General features: G+C 39.3%; 21 protein-coding genes and 1 tRNA gene. 16 read left to right on the top strand and 6 right to left on the bottom strand.

Annotation, left to right across the window (positions count from 1 at the left end; translation table 11 throughout):
* Positions 1 to 2 precede the first annotated feature (2 nt).
* From BLS32_RS08720 to BLS32_RS08685, 8 genes are all read left to right on the top strand, one after another.
* Positions 3 to 749 (top strand): Rossmann-like and DUF2520 domain-containing protein, encoded by a 747-nt coding sequence (locus BLS32_RS08720; RefSeq protein WP_091394145.1) that lies wholly within the window; start codon positions 3 to 5, stop codon positions 747 to 749.
* Positions 733 to 1,260 (top strand): KdsC family phosphatase, encoded by a 528-nt coding sequence (locus BLS32_RS08715; protein ID WP_091394143.1) that lies wholly within the window; start codon positions 733 to 735, stop codon positions 1,258 to 1,260. The genes BLS32_RS08720 and BLS32_RS08715 overlap by 17 nt, the downstream gene beginning before the upstream one ends.
* A gap of 92 nt (positions 1,261 to 1,352) precedes the next feature.
* A complete protein-coding gene (locus tag BLS32_RS08710; RefSeq protein WP_091394139.1) occupies positions 1,353 to 2,282 on the top strand; it encodes a geranylgeranylglycerol-phosphate geranylgeranyltransferase in 930 nt (309 codons plus the stop codon).
* The gene (locus tag BLS32_RS08705) at positions 2,275 to 2,847 is read left to right on the top strand and encodes a Maf-like protein (RefSeq protein ID WP_091394136.1); all 573 of its coding nucleotides are present in this window, start codon (positions 2,275 to 2,277) and stop codon (positions 2,845 to 2,847) included. The genes BLS32_RS08710 and BLS32_RS08705 overlap by 8 nt, the downstream gene beginning before the upstream one ends.
* 4 nt (positions 2,848 to 2,851) lie before the next feature.
* Positions 2,852 to 3,376: a mechanosensitive ion channel domain-containing protein gene (locus BLS32_RS08700; RefSeq protein ID WP_091394133.1), complete on the top strand. Its 525-nt coding sequence runs from the start codon at positions 2,852 to 2,854 to the stop codon at positions 3,374 to 3,376.
* A gap of 189 nt (positions 3,377 to 3,565) precedes the next feature.
* Complete coding sequence (locus tag BLS32_RS08695; protein ID WP_139171718.1) at positions 3,566 to 3,955, top strand: hypothetical protein; 390 nt, start codon at positions 3,566 to 3,568, stop codon at positions 3,953 to 3,955.
* 129 nt (positions 3,956 to 4,084) lie between these two features.
* Entirely contained in the window at positions 4,085 to 6,586 is a 2,502-nt protein-coding gene (locus tag BLS32_RS08690) for a PIG-L family deacetylase (RefSeq protein ID WP_139171717.1), read from the top strand.
* Positions 6,587 to 6,699: 113 nt separating this feature from the next.
* Positions 6,700 to 8,391, top strand: coding sequence for a sodium:solute symporter family protein (locus BLS32_RS08685; RefSeq protein WP_091394129.1), 1,692 nt, complete (start codon positions 6,700 to 6,702; stop codon positions 8,389 to 8,391).
* 51 nt (positions 8,392 to 8,442) lie between these two features.
* Here the strand turns inward: BLS32_RS08685 and BLS32_RS08680 are convergent, their stop codons facing one another.
* The gene (locus tag BLS32_RS08680) at positions 8,443 to 9,288 is read right to left on the bottom strand and encodes a DUF2911 domain-containing protein (RefSeq protein ID WP_091394125.1); all 846 of its coding nucleotides are present in this window, start codon (positions 9,286 to 9,288) and stop codon (positions 8,443 to 8,445) included.
* Positions 9,289 to 9,467: 179 nt separating this feature from the next.
* Between BLS32_RS08680 and BLS32_RS08675 the strand changes: the two genes are divergently transcribed.
* From BLS32_RS08675 to BLS32_RS08665, 3 genes are read left to right on the top strand one after another with little or no spacing between them, the layout of a single operon-like run.
* Positions 9,468 to 9,944, top strand: coding sequence for an SRPBCC family protein (locus tag BLS32_RS08675; RefSeq protein WP_091394730.1), 477 nt, complete (start codon positions 9,468 to 9,470; stop codon positions 9,942 to 9,944).
* On the top strand, positions 9,941 to 10,609 hold the full coding sequence (locus BLS32_RS08670; protein ID WP_091394122.1) for an SDR family NAD(P)-dependent oxidoreductase: 669 nt from the start codon (positions 9,941 to 9,943) through the stop codon (positions 10,607 to 10,609). The genes BLS32_RS08675 and BLS32_RS08670 overlap by 4 nt, the downstream gene beginning before the upstream one ends.
* 14 nt (positions 10,610 to 10,623) lie before the next feature.
* On the top strand, positions 10,624 to 11,904 hold the full coding sequence (locus BLS32_RS08665; RefSeq protein WP_091394119.1) for a cryptochrome/photolyase family protein: 1,281 nt from the start codon (positions 10,624 to 10,626) through the stop codon (positions 11,902 to 11,904).
* 14 nt (positions 11,905 to 11,918) lie between these two features.
* Here the strand turns inward: BLS32_RS08665 and BLS32_RS08660 are convergent, their stop codons facing one another.
* The 4 genes from BLS32_RS08660 to BLS32_RS08645 are packed head-to-tail and all read right to left on the bottom strand — an operon-like array spanning position 11,919 to position 14,634.
* The gene (locus BLS32_RS08660) at positions 11,919 to 12,575 is read right to left on the bottom strand and encodes an HAD family hydrolase (RefSeq protein ID WP_091394117.1); all 657 of its coding nucleotides are present in this window, start codon (positions 12,573 to 12,575) and stop codon (positions 11,919 to 11,921) included.
* A gap of 37 nt (positions 12,576 to 12,612) precedes the next feature.
* Entirely contained in the window at positions 12,613 to 13,347 is a 735-nt protein-coding gene (locus BLS32_RS08655; RefSeq protein ID WP_091394114.1) for a tRNA threonylcarbamoyladenosine dehydratase, read from the bottom strand.
* A gap of 34 nt (positions 13,348 to 13,381) precedes the next feature.
* Complete coding sequence (locus tag BLS32_RS08650) at positions 13,382 to 14,032, bottom strand: TatD family hydrolase (protein WP_091394111.1); 651 nt, start codon at positions 14,030 to 14,032, stop codon at positions 13,382 to 13,384.
* Complete coding sequence (locus tag BLS32_RS08645) at positions 14,032 to 14,634, bottom strand: DUF1684 domain-containing protein (RefSeq protein ID WP_091394109.1); 603 nt, start codon at positions 14,632 to 14,634, stop codon at positions 14,032 to 14,034. Before BLS32_RS08645 ends, BLS32_RS08650 begins: the two co-directional genes overlap by 1 nt.
* A gap of 99 nt (positions 14,635 to 14,733) precedes the next feature.
* Between BLS32_RS08645 and BLS32_RS08640 the strand changes: the two genes are divergently transcribed.
* A complete protein-coding gene (locus tag BLS32_RS08640) occupies positions 14,734 to 15,951 on the top strand; it encodes an MDR family MFS transporter (RefSeq protein ID WP_091394727.1) in 1,218 nt (405 codons plus the stop codon).
* Positions 15,952 to 16,031: 80 nt separating this feature from the next.
* Here BLS32_RS08640 and BLS32_RS08635 read toward each other — a convergent pair whose 3' ends face one another.
* Positions 16,032 to 16,577, bottom strand: coding sequence for a hypothetical protein (locus BLS32_RS08635; protein WP_245699372.1), 546 nt, complete (start codon positions 16,575 to 16,577; stop codon positions 16,032 to 16,034).
* 386 nt (positions 16,578 to 16,963) lie between these two features.
* On the opposite strand from BLS32_RS08635, the gene BLS32_RS08630 reads away from it, so the two are divergent.
* The 4 genes from BLS32_RS08630 to BLS32_RS08615 all read left to right on the top strand — a co-directional run bounded on the left by BLS32_RS08630 (position 16,964) and on the right by BLS32_RS08615 (position 19,387).
* Complete coding sequence (locus BLS32_RS08630; protein WP_091394106.1) at positions 16,964 to 17,320, top strand: BlaI/MecI/CopY family transcriptional regulator; 357 nt, start codon at positions 16,964 to 16,966, stop codon at positions 17,318 to 17,320.
* 4 nt (positions 17,321 to 17,324) lie between these two features.
* Positions 17,325 to 19,025 (top strand): M56 family metallopeptidase, encoded by a 1,701-nt coding sequence (locus tag BLS32_RS08625; protein WP_091394104.1) that lies wholly within the window; start codon positions 17,325 to 17,327, stop codon positions 19,023 to 19,025.
* Positions 19,026 to 19,086: 61 nt separating this feature from the next.
* The gene (locus tag BLS32_RS08620) at positions 19,087 to 19,230 is read left to right on the top strand and encodes an SsrA-binding protein (protein ID WP_091394102.1); all 144 of its coding nucleotides are present in this window, start codon (positions 19,087 to 19,089) and stop codon (positions 19,228 to 19,230) included.
* An 83-nt stretch (positions 19,231 to 19,313) separates the two neighbouring features.
* Positions 19,314 to 19,387 (top strand) — tRNA-Arg (locus tag BLS32_RS08615).
* Positions 19,388 to 20,441: the final 1,054 nt, after the last annotated feature.

Raw genomic sequence — 20,441 nt, 5'->3', positions numbered from 1 at the left:
GCATGATAAAAATTGCCATTATCGGTTCGGGAAATGTCGCGCAGCATTTAATTTCGGCTTTTACTGAAAGTGATCGGACGGAAGTTGTCCAGGTATTTTCGCGCAGCAATTTTGAATCAGATACGATTCCGGTAGTTCATAATTTGAACGAATTGGCTGCAGCCGATCTTTATATTATTGCCGTTTCAGATGATGCGATTGCCGAAGTTTCGTCGCAGTTGCCTTTTGAAAACCGATTGGTCGCGCATACTTCGGGTAGTGTTTCTATAGATGCATTGAATGCAAAAAATAGTAAAGCTGTCTTTTATCCGTTGCAGACTTTTTCAAAAAACAAGGCAACCGATTTTAAAGTGATCCCGATTTGCATTGAAACGGAATCAGGATCCGATTTTGACTTGGTTCAAAAAACGGCAAAAAGCATTTCTGAAAAAGTATTTTCCATTTCCTCTGAACAACGGAAATCCATTCATGTCTCGGCAGTTTTCGTCAATAATTTCGTGAATCATTTGTATAAAATCGGGAACGACATCTGCAACGAACACGGCCTTCCGTTCGAAATCTTACAGCCTTTGATCCGCGAAACATCTGAAAAAATCATGACGCTTTCACCAAAAGACGCGCAAACCGGCCCGGCAAAACGCAACGACCTCCAAACCATAAACGCTCATCTGGACTTTTTATCTGATGAAAACCAGCGCAATATTTATAAAATCCTAACCCAATCCATACAAAATGGCAAAAACTTATAAGGAAATCATGAACGGCATCAAAGGGTTTATTTTTGATGTTGACGGCGTTTTAACCGACAGTTCGGTACACATTACACCAACAGGCGAAATGCTCAGAATCATGAACATCCGGGACGGTTATGCGATGAAAGCGGCTGTGGAAAGCGGGTATCATGTGTGCATTATTTCTGGCGGAAGTAATGAAGGCGTTCGAATCAGGCTCAGAAATCTTGGGATTACCGACATTCATTTGGCCACGCCAGACAAAGTAAAAACATTCAAAGAATACATCGAATTGTACCACATAAACGCCGAAGAAGTGCTGTATATGGGCGACGACATTCCCGATTATCACGTGATGAAACTCGTTGGTTTGCCCACATGCCCGCAGGATGCAAGCCCGGAAATCAAGGAAATCTCCAAATACATTTCGCATAAAAATGGCGGACGCGGCGCGGTTCGCGATGTCATAGAACAAGTCATGCGCGTGCAGGGAAAATGGATGCAGCATTTTGACGGAAAACACGATTGATTTAAAATTGAGAATTAGATTTTAGTCCCGAAACTTCGGGAGAACTGTCGGACAGAACCGTTCGACTTTTGACATTCGACTTTTGACTTACTATGAAACACTTTTTCAAGCTCATTCGCTACCAAAATTTATTAATGCTCGCACTGATGCAGCTTATTTTGCGTTACGGATTTTTGATCTGGCAGAAAATTCCGCTGGCACTGAACGATTTTCAATACATTTTATTGGTATTTTCGACGGTTTTGATCGCTGCGGCAGGTTATGTGATCAACAACATTTTCGACCAGGAAACTGACGGTGAAAACAAGCCGAAACATGTTATTGTCGGCAAGTATATTTCAGAAGCTATGGCATATAATATTTATGTCGGACTCAATATTTCTGGTGTTGCCATTGGATTTTATCTGGCGAACGTCATTGAAAAACCAGGCTTTGCAGCGATTTTCATCTTCATTGCAGCGACTTTATATTTATACGCGACAAGCTTAAAACAAATGCTGGTTGTTGGAAATGTGATCATCGCCTTACTGCTTGCTGTCAGCGTTTTGATCGTTCCTGTTTTTGACATGTTTCCGATGATCTATAATGGAAACCGCGAAGTGATGGCAACGGTTTTTTCGGTAATTTCCGACTATGCGGTGTTTGCTTTTATCCTCAACCTGATCCGCGAAATGGTCAAAGACCTTGAAGATGTTGATGGCGATTACAATCAGGGCATGAACACTTTGCCGATAGCTTTAGGGCGAAAGCGGACATCAAAACTAATTTTCGGATTGAGCATTGTTCCGGTTTTACTGGTTTTGTATTATACGAACAAATATTTTTTTTCGAACAATTTACTGCTGATCACGATTTATATTTTGCTGTTTGTTGCTGCTCCGCTGATCTATTTTACAGTCAAAATGTGGGACGCAAAATCGGTAAAAGATTTCAGGCATCTGAGCTTGGTTTTAAAACTTGTGATCCTGTTTGGCGTATTTTCAATCGCTTTGCTTACCTATAATATATTGCATCATGCTTAAATCAAACTACAAAATCATATTGGCTTCGGGTTCGCCAAGACGGCAGCAATTTTTCAAAGACATGGATCTCGATTTTGAGATTCGCTTGAAAGATGTGGAAGAAATTTATCCATCGGAATTGAAATCTTCTGAAATCACTGATTTTTTAGCCGAACTGAAAGCCAACGCTTTTGAAAGCGAATTGTCTGAAAATGAATTGTTAATTACGAGCGATACCATTGTTTGGCACAACGAACGCGCACTCGGAAAACCGAAAGATTATGACGATGCTTTCCAGATTTTAAAATCGTTGTCCAATTCAATGCATGAAGTCATTACGTCTGTATGTTTTAAAACATTGAGCACTTCGCACACTTTTAATGAAGTTACAAAAGTGACTTTTTGTGAATTGCCGGATGAATCCATCAAATATTACCTCGACCATTACAAACCGTTTGATAAAGCCGGCGCTTATGGCATCCAGGAATGGATTGGTTTAATTGGCATTACAAAAATCGAAGGTTCTTATACAAATGTTGTCGGATTGCCGACGCAAAAAGTGTATGATTACCTGAACAAACTTTAATATTATGATCCAGGAATTTTACATTGAAATCTTCGCCACGATTATACTGATCTGTATTACGATTTTGTTGCGGTTCACGTCTACGCGGCTCATTAAGCACTATGCAAAATCGAGCGAAATCCTGGAACACCGCACCAATTTGGTTGCCAAATACAATAGCATTTTCATTTCGATCTTATTCATCATTGCCGTATTTATCATTTGGGGCGTTCAGACGAAAGACATTTTCCTGACGATTTCTTCAGTGATTACAGTTGTTGGCGTCGCATTATTTGCACAATGGTCGATTTTGAGTAATATTACTTCGGGTATTATTTTGCTGTTTACGTTTCCGTTTAAAATTGGTGATACGATCAAAATCCACGATAAAGATTTCCCGATCGAAGCTGAAATCGAAGACATTCGCGCTTTTCATACGCTGCTGCGGACAAAAGAAGGCGAACTCATTACTTTTCCAAACAATCTTTTATTGCAAAAAGGAATTTCAATCATTACGGTTCCGTTTGAAGAAAAAGAATTTACAGATTAAATCATGATGTAATTTCGATGGTATCCGAATTTTGATTAGATCAAATTTGAAAGATTTTTCTGTAATAAAAATACAAATATTGCATTTAATCGATTTTTTAATGCTTTTTATCGGATATTTAAAAAATTTATTCTTACGTTTGTGATGTTCAAATACCGAATGCTAAAACATTTGGATAAAACACACAAAATGAAAAAAATTATACTTTCAACAGCCATACTTTTTTTATTTGCATTGAATGCCAATGCGCAGGCCGACCGTAAAAAAGCCGACAAAGCACCGCCGCTAATCGACCCAATAACGCAATGCAGCCTTCGTTACTACTATTATCCAAATATCGAAGCTTATTTTGACACCAAAAAGAGCATCTATTATTACCAGGAAGATGGCGAATGGAAAAATGCAGACGAAATTCCGAGTGGTTACAGAGGCTATTCGATGAACAACAAAGTCAGCGTTTACATTACAGATTATGACGATGACGATGTGATCCAATTCCAAAAAAAACATAAAAAAGAATATCCATATTCGCCAAATGGCCGATTTATGAGAAAAATGACCACGGCTTCTGCCGATTAATACCAAACCAAAACCATTGAACTAAAAAGCCGGATCGTCCCTAAGATTCGGCTTTTTTATTGTTAAAGAATTTCTAAAAAAAAGCCTGCCCATTCTATTTTAGTATATTTGGAAACTCAATTTCCGATTATGTTCAAACCCCTGATTTCATTTGTTTTCGCACTGGTTATTTGTCAGCATGCTTTCGCGCAGCAGCCGCCAAAACCAACATCGGCAGAAATTTTTAATAAAATCCAAAAGCTCAATTTCCTAGGTTCTGTTTTATATATTGCAGCACATCCTGATGATGAGAACACACGGCTGATCTCATATATGGCGAATGAGAAAAAAGCCCGCACCGGCTATTTATCGTTAACGCGGGGCGACGGCGGACAAAATTTAATCGGGCCGGAATTGCGCGAATTGCTCGGCGTCATCAGAACTCAGGAATTGCTTGAAGCCCGAAAAATAGATGGTGGTGAACAGTTTTTTTCACGTGCGAATGACTTCGGATATTCTAAAGTTCCGGATGAAACCCTTGAAATATGGAATAAGGATGAAGTTTTGGCAGATGTAGTTTATATGATCAGAAAATTCCAGCCAGACGTGATTATCAACCGATTTGATGCGCGTTCGCCGGGGACAACACACGGACATCACACTTCTTCAGCAATGTTAAGCCTCGAAGCTTTTGACAAATCCAACGATCCGAAAATCTATCCAAACCAATTAAATTTAGTTCAAACCTGGCAGCCAAAACGCGTATTTTTCAATACATCATGGTGGTTTTACGGTTCAAAAGAAAAGTTTGACAAAGCCGACAAATCGAATATGTACAGCATCGAAACCGGCGTTTTTTATAATAGCTTGGGAAAATCCAATCAGGAAATTGCCGCTTTAAGCCGCAGCCGACACCAATCGCAAGGTTTTGGAAGTACAGGTGCGCGTGGTGAAGACAACGAATATCTTGAATTTTTAAAAGGCGATACGCCAAAAGATAAATCGAATATTTTTGAAGGCATTGACACGTCATGGAACCGCGTCAAAGGCGGAAAATCCATCGGCGAACTGCTTTCAAAAATTGAAAAGAATTACGATTTCAAAAATCCGTCAGCGAGCATTTCCGATTTGGTCAAAGCATATGCAATGATCCAGTCATTGGATGAAAACCATTGGAAACCCATCAAATCCGAAGAAATTAAAAATACCATAGCAGCCTGCGCCGGATTGTATCTTGAAGCGGTCGCCGATCATCAGGAAACCACGCCCGGAAGTATTGTCAAAATCAAATTGGAAGCGATTAACAGAAGTATTGTTGCGATGCAATTGGCCAGCCTTAAAACGTTTCCCGAATCCATTACGACTTTTCAGGCAACAGATTTAAAAAACAACGCCGACCAGAATTTTGACATCGAAATCAAATTGCCAGCCGATTTTAATTATACGCAGCCGTATTGGTTAAAGGAAAAAGGAACTGTTGGCATGTACCGCGTTGACGACCAGAAAAACATCGGCATTCCGGATATCATTCGCGAAGTCAAAGTCACTTTTAATGTCATGATTAACGGAACGAATATTCCGTTTGAACGAAATGTGATCTACAAATACAACGATGATGTAAAAGGTGAAGTCTATCGCCCATTCGATATTGTGCCAGATGTGACGACTTCCCTACTCGATAAAGTCGTGATTTTTAATGACAATAAAACGCGGACTGTTGGCGTAAAAATTACCGCCGGAAAAGACAATATCAATGGCAATTTAGAATTGGATTTGCCGGAGAACTGGAAAGTTTCCCCAAAATCTGCAGCCTTTTCATTAACAAAAAAAGGCGAAGAAAAAGCGGTATATTTTGAAATTACCGCGCCAGCATCTGCCGATGAAATCACCGCAAAAAGCATAGCAACAGTTGACGGAAATCGCTTTGATAAAGAACTGATCGCAATCAAATACGACCACATTTCAAAACAGGAAGTTTTAAAACCGGCCGAAGCGCGTTTCATTAAGCTCGACATCAAAACCGCAAATGAAAAAATCGCATACATCATGGGAGTCGGTGATGAAGTTCCGAAGAGTTTGCGCCAAATGGGTTATGATGTCGCAATCTTAAAACCAGAAGAAATCACGAAAGATCGCCTTAAAGATTTTAACGTGGTAATGACAGGTATCCGCGCTTACAATACGGTAAATGCGCTGGCATTTGTCCAGAATATCCTATTCGAATTTGTAAAAGAAGGCCACAATATGATCGTACAATACAACACGGCCGGGGATTTGGTAACCAATGACCTTGCGCCGTTTCAGCTCAAACTTTCACGCGACCGTGTCACGGATGAAAATGCAACAGTCACTTTTTTAGAACCTAAAAATCCGGTTTTAAATTTCCCGAATATTATTACTTCTAAAGATTTTCAAGGCTGGAAACAGGAACAGGGATTGTATTATCCGAGCGAATGGGACAAAGCATTTACGCCGATAATTTCATCAGCAGATAAAAACGAAAGCGCTAAAAAAAGCGCGATCCTTGTCGCGAAATACGGAAAAGGAAACTATATTTATACCGGACTAAGCTTTTTCAGGGAATTGCCTGAAGGTGTTTCGGGTGCATTTCGCCTGATGGCCAACTTAATCTCTGTTCCAACCGATAAGTAAACCTATGAAAGCCGATAAATCGACAGTCTGGAAAAAAAGCTACACCTGGGTTCTGGTCGCTAACGCGATCTACATCATGGTTTTTTGTCTAATCATGGAAATGTTCTCATAATATGCAGCAAATCGACTGGATCGTACTTTCGGCAACCTTATTATTCATCGTCGTTTATGGCGTTTGGAAAACAAAAGGAAGCAAAAACGTTGAGGATTACATTCTTGGAAATAATGAAACGCCATGGTGGACAGTCGGGCTTTCGGTTATGGCGACACAAGCCAGTGCAATCACATTTTTATCGACGCCGGGACAGGCTTATCACGACGGAATGGGTTTCGTGCAGTTTTATTTCGGATTGCCGATCGCAATGGTCGTCATCTGCTACACATTCATCCCGATTTACCACAAGTTAAAAGTTTTTACGGCGTATGAATATCTCGAACAGCGCTTCGATTTAAAAACACGTTCGCTCGCTGCGGGTTTGTTTTTGTTTCAACGCGGATTGGGAACGGGTTTGACGATTTATGCACCGGCAATTATTTTATCGGCATTGCTCGGTTGGAATTTGACCTTAATGAATATTGCCATTGGCGTTTTGGTGATTATTTACACGTTTGCAGGCGGAACCAAAGCCGTAAACGTCACCCAAAAACAGCAAATGTTCGTGATCATGACCGGAATGTTTGTGACGTTTTTCCTGATTTTACATTTGCTTCCGAACGATATGACGTTTAGCAATGCGATGCATATTGCCGGTGCAAACCATAAAATGGATGTGGTCGATTTTTCATTCGACCCTGAAACACGTTATACGTTTTGGAGCGGGATTACGGGCGGGTTTTTTCTCGCACTTTCGTATTTTGGAACCGATCAATCGCAGGTTGGCCGTTATTTATCCGGAAAATCGGTCAAGGAAAGCCAGATGGGTTTGATCATGAACGGATTTTTAAAAGTGCCGATGCAGTTTTTTATCTTGCTGATCGGTGTGATGGTTTTTGTATTTTTCCAATTCAATCCGGTGCCGCTAAATTTCAATCCGAACAATAAAGTGGCCGTGGAGCATTCGAAATATAAAAACGAATACCACATTCTGGAACAAAAACTCGACAAATTATCTGAAGAAAAAAAAGAGATCAACCTGATTTACATTGACCACTTAAACCAGAATTACGACAATCCGATTTTACGGAAAGAACTCGTAGCATTATCCAGCAAAGAGAATGATTTGCGTGATGAAGCGCGCGAACTGATTTCAAAAGCCGATAATAAAGCGGAAACCAATGATAAAGATTATGTCTTTATACATTTCATTTTAAATTATTTACCAAAAGGTTTGATCGGACTTTTGCTAGCTGTAATTCTTTCCGCGGCCATGTCATCAACAGCTTCAGGAATCAATGCATTGGCTTCTACAACAGCCATCGACATCTACAAACGCAATATTAAAGGTGAAAAATCGGACAAGCATTTTGTAAATGCCACGAAATTTTTCACTTTGATCTGGGGAATTATTGCAATCCTTTTTGCGTGTGTCGGGACATTATTCGAAAATTTAATCCAGCTCGTCAACATCATCGGATCGATTTTTTACGGAACGGTTCTCGGGATTTTCCTTGTCGGATTTTACATCAAATACGTCAAAGCCAAAGCAATTTTTTGGGGCGCTGTCATGAGTCAATTGACGATTTTCTACATTTATTATCTTGATGTCGTAAGCTTTTTATGGCTGAATTTCATTGGTGCAATGTTAACGATTTTCCTATCTGTGACACTTCAAATCGTGATGAAAAACGATCGAATAAAAGCATAAAAAATCCCGCTTTCAACATAAGAGCGGGATTTTTTTTAAACAGATTTCAGGTTATTTCTTACTCCATTCTGCAATGCTGTCGTTATTCATTTTCACATAATCATTGTTTTTTGCAGCGGTTGCAGCAGCCAATGAAGCTTTCGCTGATTCAATTGCGCCTTTTTTATCTCCAGTTTTTGCCTGGATCAAAGATTTCAACCTATTGAACCAGAACGGTTTTTCTTTGTTCAATTCCAATGCTTTGTTTACGTAAGCCAATGCTTTGGTCAGATCTCCGTTTGACTGGTAGTAATATTGCGCCGATGAAAAATAATCGTTTGCGGTTGGCCCGGCCAAAGCTTTTTCAATGCTTGCCATGGCTGTTTTTTCTGTCGGAACTTCAAATTTCAAAGCAACCAAAGTCTTTTCCCATGAAATTTCAAGGAAGCCGAAATTGTTGTCCAAACCGTTAATTCCGATCGTTAAGCTTTCTACGCTTCTGTTCAGCATTTCTGCTTTAGCTGTCGCTTTCAAAGCCACTTTTGTATCGTCCCATTTTTCCGGCGTGCCCCAATTGTCTGAATCAGAATAGAAAATAATCTCCCAGTTGTCGGCTTTTGGTGTTGTGTATAACGCATACTTCCCTTTTTTCAAAGACTTTCCGTCGATCACGACATCTTCGCTGAATGAAATCGTTGTGTTTGCATTTGCACCAGTTCTCCACAGCTTTCCAAACGGAACCAGATCGCCAAAAATCGTTCTGCCTTTCATCCCCGGACGTGAATAATCTACTTCAACATCGGTTAAACCAACTACTTGCTTAACGCTTGCTGCCGGACTTGGAGCAGGCGTTTTTACTTGTGCTTCAACCGAAAACGAAGCTGCGATCACGGCCAGTACGAAAAATATTTTTTTCATGTGTAATAAATTAAGGTTATCCGCCAAAATTACAAATTCAAATTGAAAGAAATTAGAAAATGTGGCAATTAGAAAATGAGAAAGGAACGGAACAGTCAAATGCATATTCTCAACATTATTTTGTTTATTGTTTATCAATTTTCATTAAACAATTTATACCTTTACAAAAAGTGATTTCCATGAAATTATACACCAAAAAAAGCATTCAGAAACTACCGATTTCATTGCAGCAGGCTTGGGATTTTATTTCCGATCCTAAAAACCTCGAAGTCATTACGCCAAAAGAAATGGGCTTTCACACGATTTCAGGCGATGAACGAAAAATGTTCTCCGGACAGATCATCCATTATACGATTACGCCGCTTTTCGGACTCAAAATGCAATGGGTAACTGAAATCACACATGTGGAAGACAAGGAATTTTTCGTAGATGAACAGCGTTTCGGGCCTTACAATTTCTGGCACCACAAACACTTTTTGAAGGAAATTCCCGGTGGCGTTGAAATGGAAGATATTGTGCATTATAAAGTCCCAATGGGAATTTTAGGGCAATTGGCGCATCCGTTTTTGGTGAAGCCGGAACTGGATAAGATTTTCGAATACCGCACAAAAAAACTGACCGAACTTTTTGGTGAATTTAATCCGCAACAGCGATGAAAAACATCTTATTGATTGGCGGTTCATACGGAATTGGCTTGGCTTTAGCCAAGGAATTGCTATACGCAAATAACGTTTTCATTGCGTCGCGGACTTCCGAGAATTTATCCGGTTTGAAAGTCAATCACATTGTTTTTGATGCTGCCAATGATACCCTGGATGTCACAAAATTACCTGAAAACATTGACGGTTTTGTCTACTTGCCGGGAAGCATCAACCTTCGGCCGTTTAAAGGAATAAAACCCGAAACTTTTGCTGAAGATCTGCAAGTCAATTTTATCAATATGGTGAAAGTTTTACAGACCATTTTGCCACAGCTTTCTGCTTCCAAACAGGCCAGTATTTTACTTTTCAGCAGCGTCGCAGTGCAAACTGGAATGCCATTTCATACGAGTGTTGCAGCGGCAAAAGGTGCAGTTGAAGGTTTTGCAAAAGCACTGGCAGCAGAATATGCGCCGAAATTTCGTGTCAATGTCATTGCACCGTCGTTGACCAATACGCCGTTAGCAGACAAATTCTTAAACAACGAAAGCAAACAGGAAAAATCTTCAGAGCGCCATCCATTAAAGCGTTTTGGCGAGGCAGAGGACATTGCACAAATGGCCGCTTTTTTATTATCTGATAAAAGTTCATGGATTTCAGGGCTTGTCTACACTTTTAGTTAATTAATTTATTTTCTATGACGATTTTCTGGTTCAGGCGCGATTTAAGATTGGAAGACAATGCAGGTTTATTCAAAGCTTTGCAGGATTCTGAAGTTTTGCCGGTATTTATTTTCGATAAAAACATTCTTTCTGAACTGCCGAAAGACGATGCGCGCGTCACTTTCATTTCCGATTTATTGGTACAAATCAATACACAATTGCACAAATACAAAAAGTCGCTTGCCGTTTTTCATGGCGAACCCGAAACTGTTTTTGAGAAACTCATAAAGGAAAACGAAATCACTGCGGTTTATACGAATCACGATTATGAACCTTATGCGAAAAAACGCGATTCCGACATTGAGAAATTCCTGAAATCGAAAAATATAGAATTCAAAACTTTCAAAGATCAGGTCATTTTTGAGGGAAGTGAAGTCGTGAAGGACGATGAAAAACCTTATGTCGTTTATACGCCGTATTCCAGAAAATGGAAAGAAAAATTTTCGAAGTCAAAGCTTGTGCATTTCAAATCAGAAGATTTACTCAAAAATATTACAGCACATCATTATCCTTTTTTAGAATTATCGGACATCCATTTTGAAAGATCAAAAACTAAAATTCAAGAATTCGACATTTCAAAAACATTAATTGAACACTACGAAGCCACGCGCAATTTCCCGGATTTAAGAACCTCAAGATTGGGTGTGCATCTGCGTTTTGGATCAGTCAGCATTCGCACAATCGTAGCAAAAGCCTATCAGGAAAACAACGAAACATTCTTAAACGAATTGGTCTGGCGTGAATTCTTCATGCAGATCTTATGGCATTTTCCAGAAACCGTAACCAAAAGTTTCCGCCCGAAATACGACAACATCAAATGGCGCAACAACGAAAAAGAATTCAAAGCATGGTGTGAAGGGAAAACAGGCTATCCGATGGTCGATGCCGGAATGCGCGAACTCAACGAAACCGGGTTCATGCACAACCGCGTTAGAATGGTCACTTCAAGTTTTTTGTGCAAACATTTACTGATCGACTGGCGTTGGGGCGAAGCTTATTTTGCTTTGAAACTGCTCGATTACGAACAATCATCTAACATCGGAAACTGGCAATGGAATGCCGGAAGCGGCGTGGATGCTGCGCCCTATTTCAGGATTTTTAATCCAACAGAACAGGTCAAAAAGTTCGATAAAGATTTGAAATACATCCGGAAATGGGTTCCCGAATTGGAAGAATTATCCTATCCGGAACCGATTGTAGATCACAAAGAAGCGCGCGAAAGATGCCTGAAAATTTTTAAGGAAGCAGTTGGCTGAAGTTCGTCCTGAAACTATTTCAAATTCTTTATCTTCTCAAAATTCAATTCACTAAATTCCCGAATGACCACATCAGCTTCAGATAAATCCTGCATTTTCGAATGAACGCTGTCATAGCCAATGCAGAAAATCCCTGCGGCTTTTGCGGCTTTCACTCCATTTGAGCTGTCTTCAATTACGATGCAGTTATCTTTTGGCGCTTTTGATAATGCTGCCGCATGAAGAAAAATCTCAGGATCGGGTTTTGATTTTGGAAAATCTTCTCCGCTGACGACATCGGTAAAATATTGGTACAAATTGAAACGCTTAAAAACGCGGTCGATCGTTTGTTTTGAAGATGACGAGGCCACAATCAGCTGCATGCCTTTTGAATACAAATCTTTAATTAAATCTTCTACGCCGTCAATTAAAAATAAATCAGGTTTGTGGTCGAAAGCATCATTAAAAATGGCGCGCTTCTGATTAATTAAAGTCTGAATATCTGCATCAAGATGAAATTTTTCTTTCAAACTCTGGTAGACATTTTTCGTCGATTTGCCTAAAAGCGTCGCATATACAGCATCCGAAACATCGATTCCGAGGTTTTTAAAATGCTGGTGAAAAGCATAGGAATGCACGGGTTCGGTATCGACGATCACGCCATCCATATCGAAAATTACGGTTTTTATCATTTAATAGATGCTGATTTGCGAGTAGCTGGGTTTCTGTTTATTCCTGAATGGTTTCTTCCTTTTTCAGAATATGTCGAATGACAGTTTCTGCGGCATACAATCCAAAAAGCCCCGGCATGTAACTATTTGTTCCATAAAAAGATTTTTTGAAATTCTTCCCATCGGTTTTTTTAAGGCTGTTTTCATCCTGGATTTCTGATGAAAAAACCACTTTTACGCCTTTGTCTATCTTGACTTCTTTGAGCCTTTTTTTGATCGTTTTGGCAAGAAAGCAATTTTCGGTGTTGCTGATGTCTGCAACTTTTACTTTTGCCGCTTCCATCTTTCCGCCTGCGCCCATGCTGCTGATGATCTTGATCTTTTTGCGTTTGGCCGCGATGATCAGATTCAGTTTTGGCGTGACGCTGTCGATGCAATCCATGACAAAATCATATTCATCGGAGACAATTTCGAAAGCGCGTTCGGGTGATAAAAATTCGCGGATTTTCGTAAGGTGCAATTCCGGATTGATGTCCATCAAACGGTTTCCAACGATATCAATTTTGGGTTCGCCAACGGTCGAATGCAATGCCGGCAATTGCCTATTGATGTTAGTAATATCGACTACATCGCCATCGACAATCGTGATTTTACCGACTCCGGCGCGCGCGATGAATTCGGCTGCAAAGGAACCCACGCCACCGACGCCGACGATCAATATATTCGAATTTTTTAATTTTTCAAGTCCTTCTTTTTTGAAGAGCAGCTCTGCCCTTTCTGTCCATTCTGCCATTGCAATTATAGATTTTTGATTTAAGGTTTCGGATTTACTCCGACTCAAATACGGTTTTAAAATTTAATTTTATTTGTTGCTGCAAATCGGAAATCTGCAGGCTTTTATATTTTGCTGCCAATGCATAAAGGTCAGCGATATTTTCTTCAATGGTATCGGTTTCGAGAAAAAACCGGTCATTTGGAACGCTTTTAAAAACCGATTCAAGTTCGGGATTTCTCAATAAATATTTCCCAAAGGAAAGATAAAATCCGTTGTCGAGCAGCTGTTTTGCCGTGTGCTCATTTTTTGAAAATCCGTGAATAATCATTGGAATGGAAATATTGAGGCGTTTTTTTGTTTCAATCACTTCCTGAAAGGCCGCAACACAGTGAATGATTGCGGGTTTTTGATGTTTTTCGGCTAAAGCCAATTGTGATTCAAAAACTTGAGCCTGCAAATCCATCGGCTTTTCGATTCGTTTGTCGAGTCCGCATTCCCCAATTGCAAGACAGTTTTTTTGCTGTAATTTGCTTTCGATGATTTTCAAATCGTCGTCAATTCGGTTTTCATCGATGTACCAGGGATGAATTCCGATTGAAAAATTCGGAATGGACTCTGTAAATTCATTCGGATATTGGTTTACAATTTCCAGAATTTTTTCATCTGATGAAAAACGGTGTGTATGGATATTGATGAAATCCATCAGTCGTGAAACTTTTTAACACCGGCATTGATCTCGATATTCAGGTCATTTTCCAATGGAACAATCGGGCACGAATATTTATGATTGTACGCGCAATACGGATTGTAAGCCGTATTGAAATCAATCGCCACTTGATTTCCTTTCGGGATTTTCATGTCGATGTAACGTCCGCCGATATAGGTTTCTTTGCCTGAAGTCAGGTCGGAAAACGGCAGGAAAAGATAATCTTCAAATCCTTTTTTCTTCAGAAGCTCAATGTTCTGATACACATTTAGACGAAATAATTTTCCTTCAAGCGTGAAAGTCAGTTCCCCAAATTTTACATAAACCGGCGTTCTGTCTGTTGACGTTTTCATTTTAAACGGCTTTTCGGATTCGGTTCTTTTGAAATCGGCCACTACGAAATATTTAGCATTTGACGAAAAAAAATCGAGTGTTTTAAAATCTTTACGATTTTCTTCGGTCAATGGACTTTTATCTTTGGAAGCGAATTCAGTATTGAGTTCATCCTGAAACCTTTTGACTTTCGATTCTTCAAATTTTTCCTGGCCAAAGCCAACGATACCTACAAACAGCAATGCCAGCAAAAAGCGATTTTTCATTTTAAAAGATTTGTGCAAAAATACGGAAATGAAAATTTAAATCGCGCCATTTATCATTGCGGAGTTTGTAAATTTGGGGCACAAAAATTTAAGATTTCCATGCTAAAATCGGGTTTCGAGCGCTACATCAATAACTTCCGCGGCTTTTCTCGTGAGGTTTGGATCCTTGCAACCATTACTTTTATCAACCGCGCCGGAACGATGGTTTTGCCGTTTCTTTCAAAATATTTAAAGGAAGATCTAGGATTTTCGTATGGGGAAGTCGGTTGGGTCATGGTTTGTTTCGGTCTCGGATCAATGCTTGGATCGTGGCTTGGCGGAAAATTGTCTGATAAGATCGGGTTTTATAAAATCATGATTTTCAGCTTGTTTACCAGCGGATTGTTGTTTCTCGGATTGCAGTTTATTACTTCTTTTTGGGGATTGTGCATCGCGATGTTCGTCATAATGGCTGTTGCAGATATGTTTCGTCCGGCGATGTTCGTGTCGCTTGGCGCGTATGCTAAGCCTGAAAATAGAACGCGTGCTTTTACATTGGTTCGGCTCGCTGTAAACCTCGGATTCGCTGCCGGCCCGGCATTGGGCGGATTGATCATTATGGGAATTGGGTATCAGGGCTTGTTTTGGGCAGATGGAAGTTCGTGTATCATCGCCATTTTGATTTTCGCTTTATTGGTGAAAGAAAAGAAAAATCCGGTTCATGTTGACGGCCATTTTACCCAAGACACCAAAGTCGATTCGGTTTTTAAAGACCGGATTTTCTGGGTTTTCCTGTTTGTGAGTTTTGCGACGGCAATGATCTTTTTCCAGATTTTCTCGACGCTGCCGTTGTATCATCATGAAATGTACGGACTGACCGAATTTCAGACCGGACTGTTGATGACACTGAATGGCTTGCTGATCTTTTTCCTTGAAATGCCTATAGTGAGTATTTTTGACCGCAATAAAACCAACAAATTAAAGATCATGCTCTGGGGCTCGCTAATGATGACTTTTAGTTTTGCCGTATTGCTTTTTAAGGGTTGGGCAGGCGTTTTAGTCATCAGTATTATGTTTATGACTTTTGGCGAAATGTTCCTGTTTCCGTTTTCTAATTCGTTTGCTTTAAGCCGTGCACCGCGCGGGCATGAAGGCCGATACATGGCTTTATTTACGATGAGTTTCAGTTTAGCTCACATTATGAGTTCAAAAACCGGGATGGAAATGACAAGCCATTTTGGCTATCAGACGAACTGGATTTTTATGGGAAGCCTGGGAATTGTTGCTGCAGTTTGCTGTGTTTGGCTGATGAAAATGGTGCGGGAAGAAAACGTATAGGTCGAATGATGAACAACGAATGTCAAACGGATACTGATTGTGCACAGAATTTTCATTCGCCATTTGACATTTGTCATTCGTCAATTGACTTCAGCCTTAATTTCCTGAAGCGATTTTTCGGTTTGGATGAGTTTTGTGATAACTTCTTTCTTTAATGTTTCCCTGTCTTTTTGCGGATAATATTGCGTCCAGGAATGGTTGTCGAGCAGGTTTCTGATTTGCTTGATGCGTTTGGTCGTTTCGGAAGCGGTTCTTAAAATGGCTGCCGGACTTTTACTTTCGTTTGATTTGTGGTTGAATATGACGCTGTCGTTTTCAAAATCTACTTCTATAACATATAATTTTTCAGTGTCGTTGTCGGGATGGAATTGTTCCCACTTTGCGAAGCCGAGTTTCGTTCTTTCAGTACCTGAATTTCCCGATGGCTGAAGCCGCCATTTGCAATTTGCTGCGCGTCCCCAATGATTTGACAATCTGTAAACGCCGGTTTCAGTAAAGAAATAGCTGCTTCCCGATTTGCTTTTGTAGTTGGGTTTTTGGTTTTGAATCTCACTTAAACCAACTTGTTTGAAAATACAAAATGTGTATCTATGAAAATTTTTGCTGTTGTATTTTTTTTCGCTCATGCCCTATTTTATTAGACTGTAACAAATTTACAAAAAAGAAGTCTCTGCTTTTAACTTAAATTTTAGTTAAATAACTATTTATATAGTTGTATAACTAAAAAAATAGTTTAAATTTGAATTGTTGTTTTAAATTTCTTCTGCGTCGAAATGACAATTGAACGTATTTCTCCGCGTTAGATTTGAAATTAAAAGGAATTTGATATTAAGAGGAGAAAGTCTAGCAGACTTTCGGTTCTTGCCAGTGGCTGTCCGGATTTTTTCTCCGCGTTAGGGATTGAAGTGGAAATCCTTTTTTAATGTAACGCAGTGAAATTTAAAAAGATTGAAACGAAAATCCCGGCCGCAGGCAACGCCCTAATAAAATTTAAATTTAAGAATTATATATCATGCAAAAATTAACTAATAAAGAAGAAGAAATCATGCACGTTTTGTGGAAGCTGGAGAAAGCTTTTGTGAAGGAAGTGATGGCTGAAATGGCTGATGATGCGCATTACAACACGCTTTCGACGATCATTAGAAATCTAGAAGAAAAGGGTTTTGTGTCGCATCATGCGTTTGGGAATACGCATCAATATTTTCCGGTTGTGAGCAAGGAAGATTACAGGAAACGGTTTATGAATACGGCGATTGACACGTATTTCAACAGTTCTTATAAAAATATGGTATCGCATTTTGCGAAGGAAGAAAAGATTTCAGCGGCGGAATTGCGAGAGATTTTGGCTATGATTGAATCTAAAAAATAACGTTATGGAAACGATTTTCATTTACCTGCTGAAGTCGTCCGCATTGATTGCGACATTCCTGACGGCGTATTATTTCCTGCTTCGGAAAGAAACCTTTTTTAAAAGTAACCGGTGGTTTTTACTTCTTGGATTAGTTACATCGGTAATGTTGCCATGGGTTACTTTTAAGAAAGTGGTTTGGATTGAAGCTGCGCCGAAAGTGGATTGGGTGCATGTTCCGGTTTCTAAAATGGCTGTACAGCCGGAAACTTTTGAGATCAACTGGTTATTGGTTTTTGGAGGCATTTATGCAGTTGGAATTCTGATTTTCCTGTTTCGTTTTGCATTGGATTTTGGAAATCTGACGAAAGTCCTGCGCCATAAAAAAGTACTGCAGCAAGCCGATTTTAAGTTTGTGGATGTCAATGAAAACGTGTCGCCTTTCTCCTATTTTAATTATATCGTTTACAATTCATCACTGTATAGCGAAGCCGAACTGGCGAATATTTTAGAACATGAAAAAGTGCATTGCGAGCAAAATCATACCGCTGATGTTTTGATTGCGCGACTATTTTGCATCGTGTTTTGGTTCAATCCGTTTGTGTGGCTGTACAAAAAAGCCATTCTGCAGAACCTGGAATTCATCGCCGACAGTGAAGCCATTAAAAACACTTCCGACAAAACTGCCTATCAGTTTACCTTATTAAAAGTTACGACGCATGAAAACTGCGTGGAGATTACCAATCATTTTTTTCAATCATTAATCAAAAAACGAATCGTTATGTTAAACAAAAATCAATCGAAAAAGTGGAACTCGTGGAAATATTTCCTGATTGTTCCAGCGCTGGCAGCTTTTATGTTTTATTTTCAGGTGAAAGTTATCGCCCAGGAAAAACAAGTGCAAATTGCAAGAAATCCAGTTTCGGATGAAAGCCTGACCGTTGTCGTAGACAAAAACACTACGGATGAAGAATTAAAAGCCGAAACCAAACGCGCTAAAGAAATTGGAATTAATTTAAAGTTCTCTAAAATCAAACGAAATTTAAGCGGTGAGATTGTTGCGATCAAAGCGGAATACAAAGATAAAAAATCAGATAAAAAAGGCGTGTACCAATTGAGCGGTGATGAACCGATCAAGCCTTTGCGTTTCTTTAAAAATGACAATGGCGCGATTGGATTTGGAAATCCAGGCGGCATTCATATTTTTAAAAACAGGGATGCTGTGGCTGTAGCCGATGTAGAAGCACCGGAACCGCCTGACGCTCCTGACATGGAAGCGCCCGAAGCTCCGGAAGAACCCGATTTTAATGAGCATAGTGTTACTGTGAATTCCGGAAAAAACGGTAAAATCGTAATTTCGGTAAACGGTGAAGATATTGATATTGATAGGGATGCTGTTTTGGCCGATGTAGATAAGGCTTTCGCAGGGCTTGATGATATCGACATCCGGATTGATTCGAAAGAACTCAATAAAATTACACGTGATGCTTTAAGACAAGCCAGGGACGAAATGAGAAAAGCACGCCCGGAAATTCTAAAAGCAAGAATGGAGCTCAGGAAATCGCGTCCGGAGATTGAAAGGGCGCAACGTGAAATAGAATTGTCAAAACCAGAGCTGGAACAGGCAAAAAGAGAAATCGAACAGGCTCGCGAAGAAATAAAACAGGCAAAGGTTGAAATTGAACAGCAACGCGCTGAAATAGAAAAATCGAAATCTAAAAAATAAAAGCTGAAAGGCTGTCAGAAATGGCGGCCTTTTTTTATATTTACTTTTAAATGAATTTGTTATGTTTAAGATTTTAGCCAAACTCAATAAATGGTTGTTGCCAAGCTTTACAAAACAGCAGCTCGATTTGTCTAAAGCCAGCAAATGGCAGATGGCACTTATTGGCTGGAAATATTATGTAACCTCAAGGGCTTTAGAAGAATAGGTTTTTGATTGTATTTTTTTACATTTTTATTTCATTTTGAATTTGCAAATTTCACATTTATACTTATATTTGCACCCGCATTAGGCCTCGTGGCGCAACTGAATAGCGCACTTGATTACGGCTCAAGAGGTTACTGGTTTGAATCCAGTCGAGGTCACAACTAATGAAAGCACATGACTTTCTTTGATACTACAACCCCAGTCTTTCTGGGGTTTTTTGTTTTTATAAAGTATCAAAAAATAGCTTCTGATATCTTTTTTGTTACCCTTATACTTACCCCCTTTTAATTTGAAAAGATTTCAATTACAAATAACTGTTCAATTCGATGCATTTTGACAAAGCAGTTTAGACAAATTCCAACATGAAAAAAAGAGTTTGATTTGTTAAAAAGATGTACAGATTCTCAATATTTGTTAATTTGGTTAATAACTTTCTTTTTAAACACGCATTTCGTCGAATACACACGAACTATTCTTTATATATTAGCCATCCAATAAAATGAAGACGTATGGGGAGAATTGTCAAAAACTGTTGGAGAAAAAGGCGAAAAAGTAGTCGATTTTTTCTTCAAAGATCTACTCTGATATAACTCGGCAATATCAAATGAAACAATATCGTGTATAAAAGGAGTAAAACACAAATCAAAAGGTGCTAAGGGAAATAAAACGACGCATGGGATCGACGCGCATTGATTAGTATCAAAAGTCGGCTCGAACATCAACTACTCGATGTTATTATTATATCTTCTAAGTATACCGGAGATGAGTATACGAAAAATCCAAAGGCAAAATTTAAAGAACATTTTGAAGATTTGGCGCTTACGCTTGAATGCTTTAAAAATTCAAAACTTTATTCAGAAACCAACTTTAAATTCGGCGGGGTAAACGATTTTATCGTTCCCTGATTATAACGAATTGAATCATAAAAGTTCAAACGAAGGTGAATTAGCCAAATTCCCAAAATACGTGTTAAACCAAAACCTTATCCTGCGTAAATATCCGTCGGATTTTAGAAATAGCTAAGTCAGTTTGACGATAACACGCCACGCTAATTTCCTAAATATAATCGTGGAAGATGATGTATTGGATTCAAATCTGATGATGTTACCGGAATTGGTCTAAAGAATATTGCTGACCGTTTAAAGTCATTGAATGGCACTTTAAATATTGAATCAATTATTGGTAACGGAAGTTTTATTATAGTCGATATCC

Origin of the sequence: Flavobacterium noncentrifugens (assembly GCF_900100375.1) — a bacterium.
Lineage (GTDB): Bacteria > Bacteroidota > Bacteroidia > Flavobacteriales > Flavobacteriaceae > Flavobacterium > Flavobacterium noncentrifugens.
This window is presented reverse-complemented; position numbering and strand designations above follow the sequence as displayed.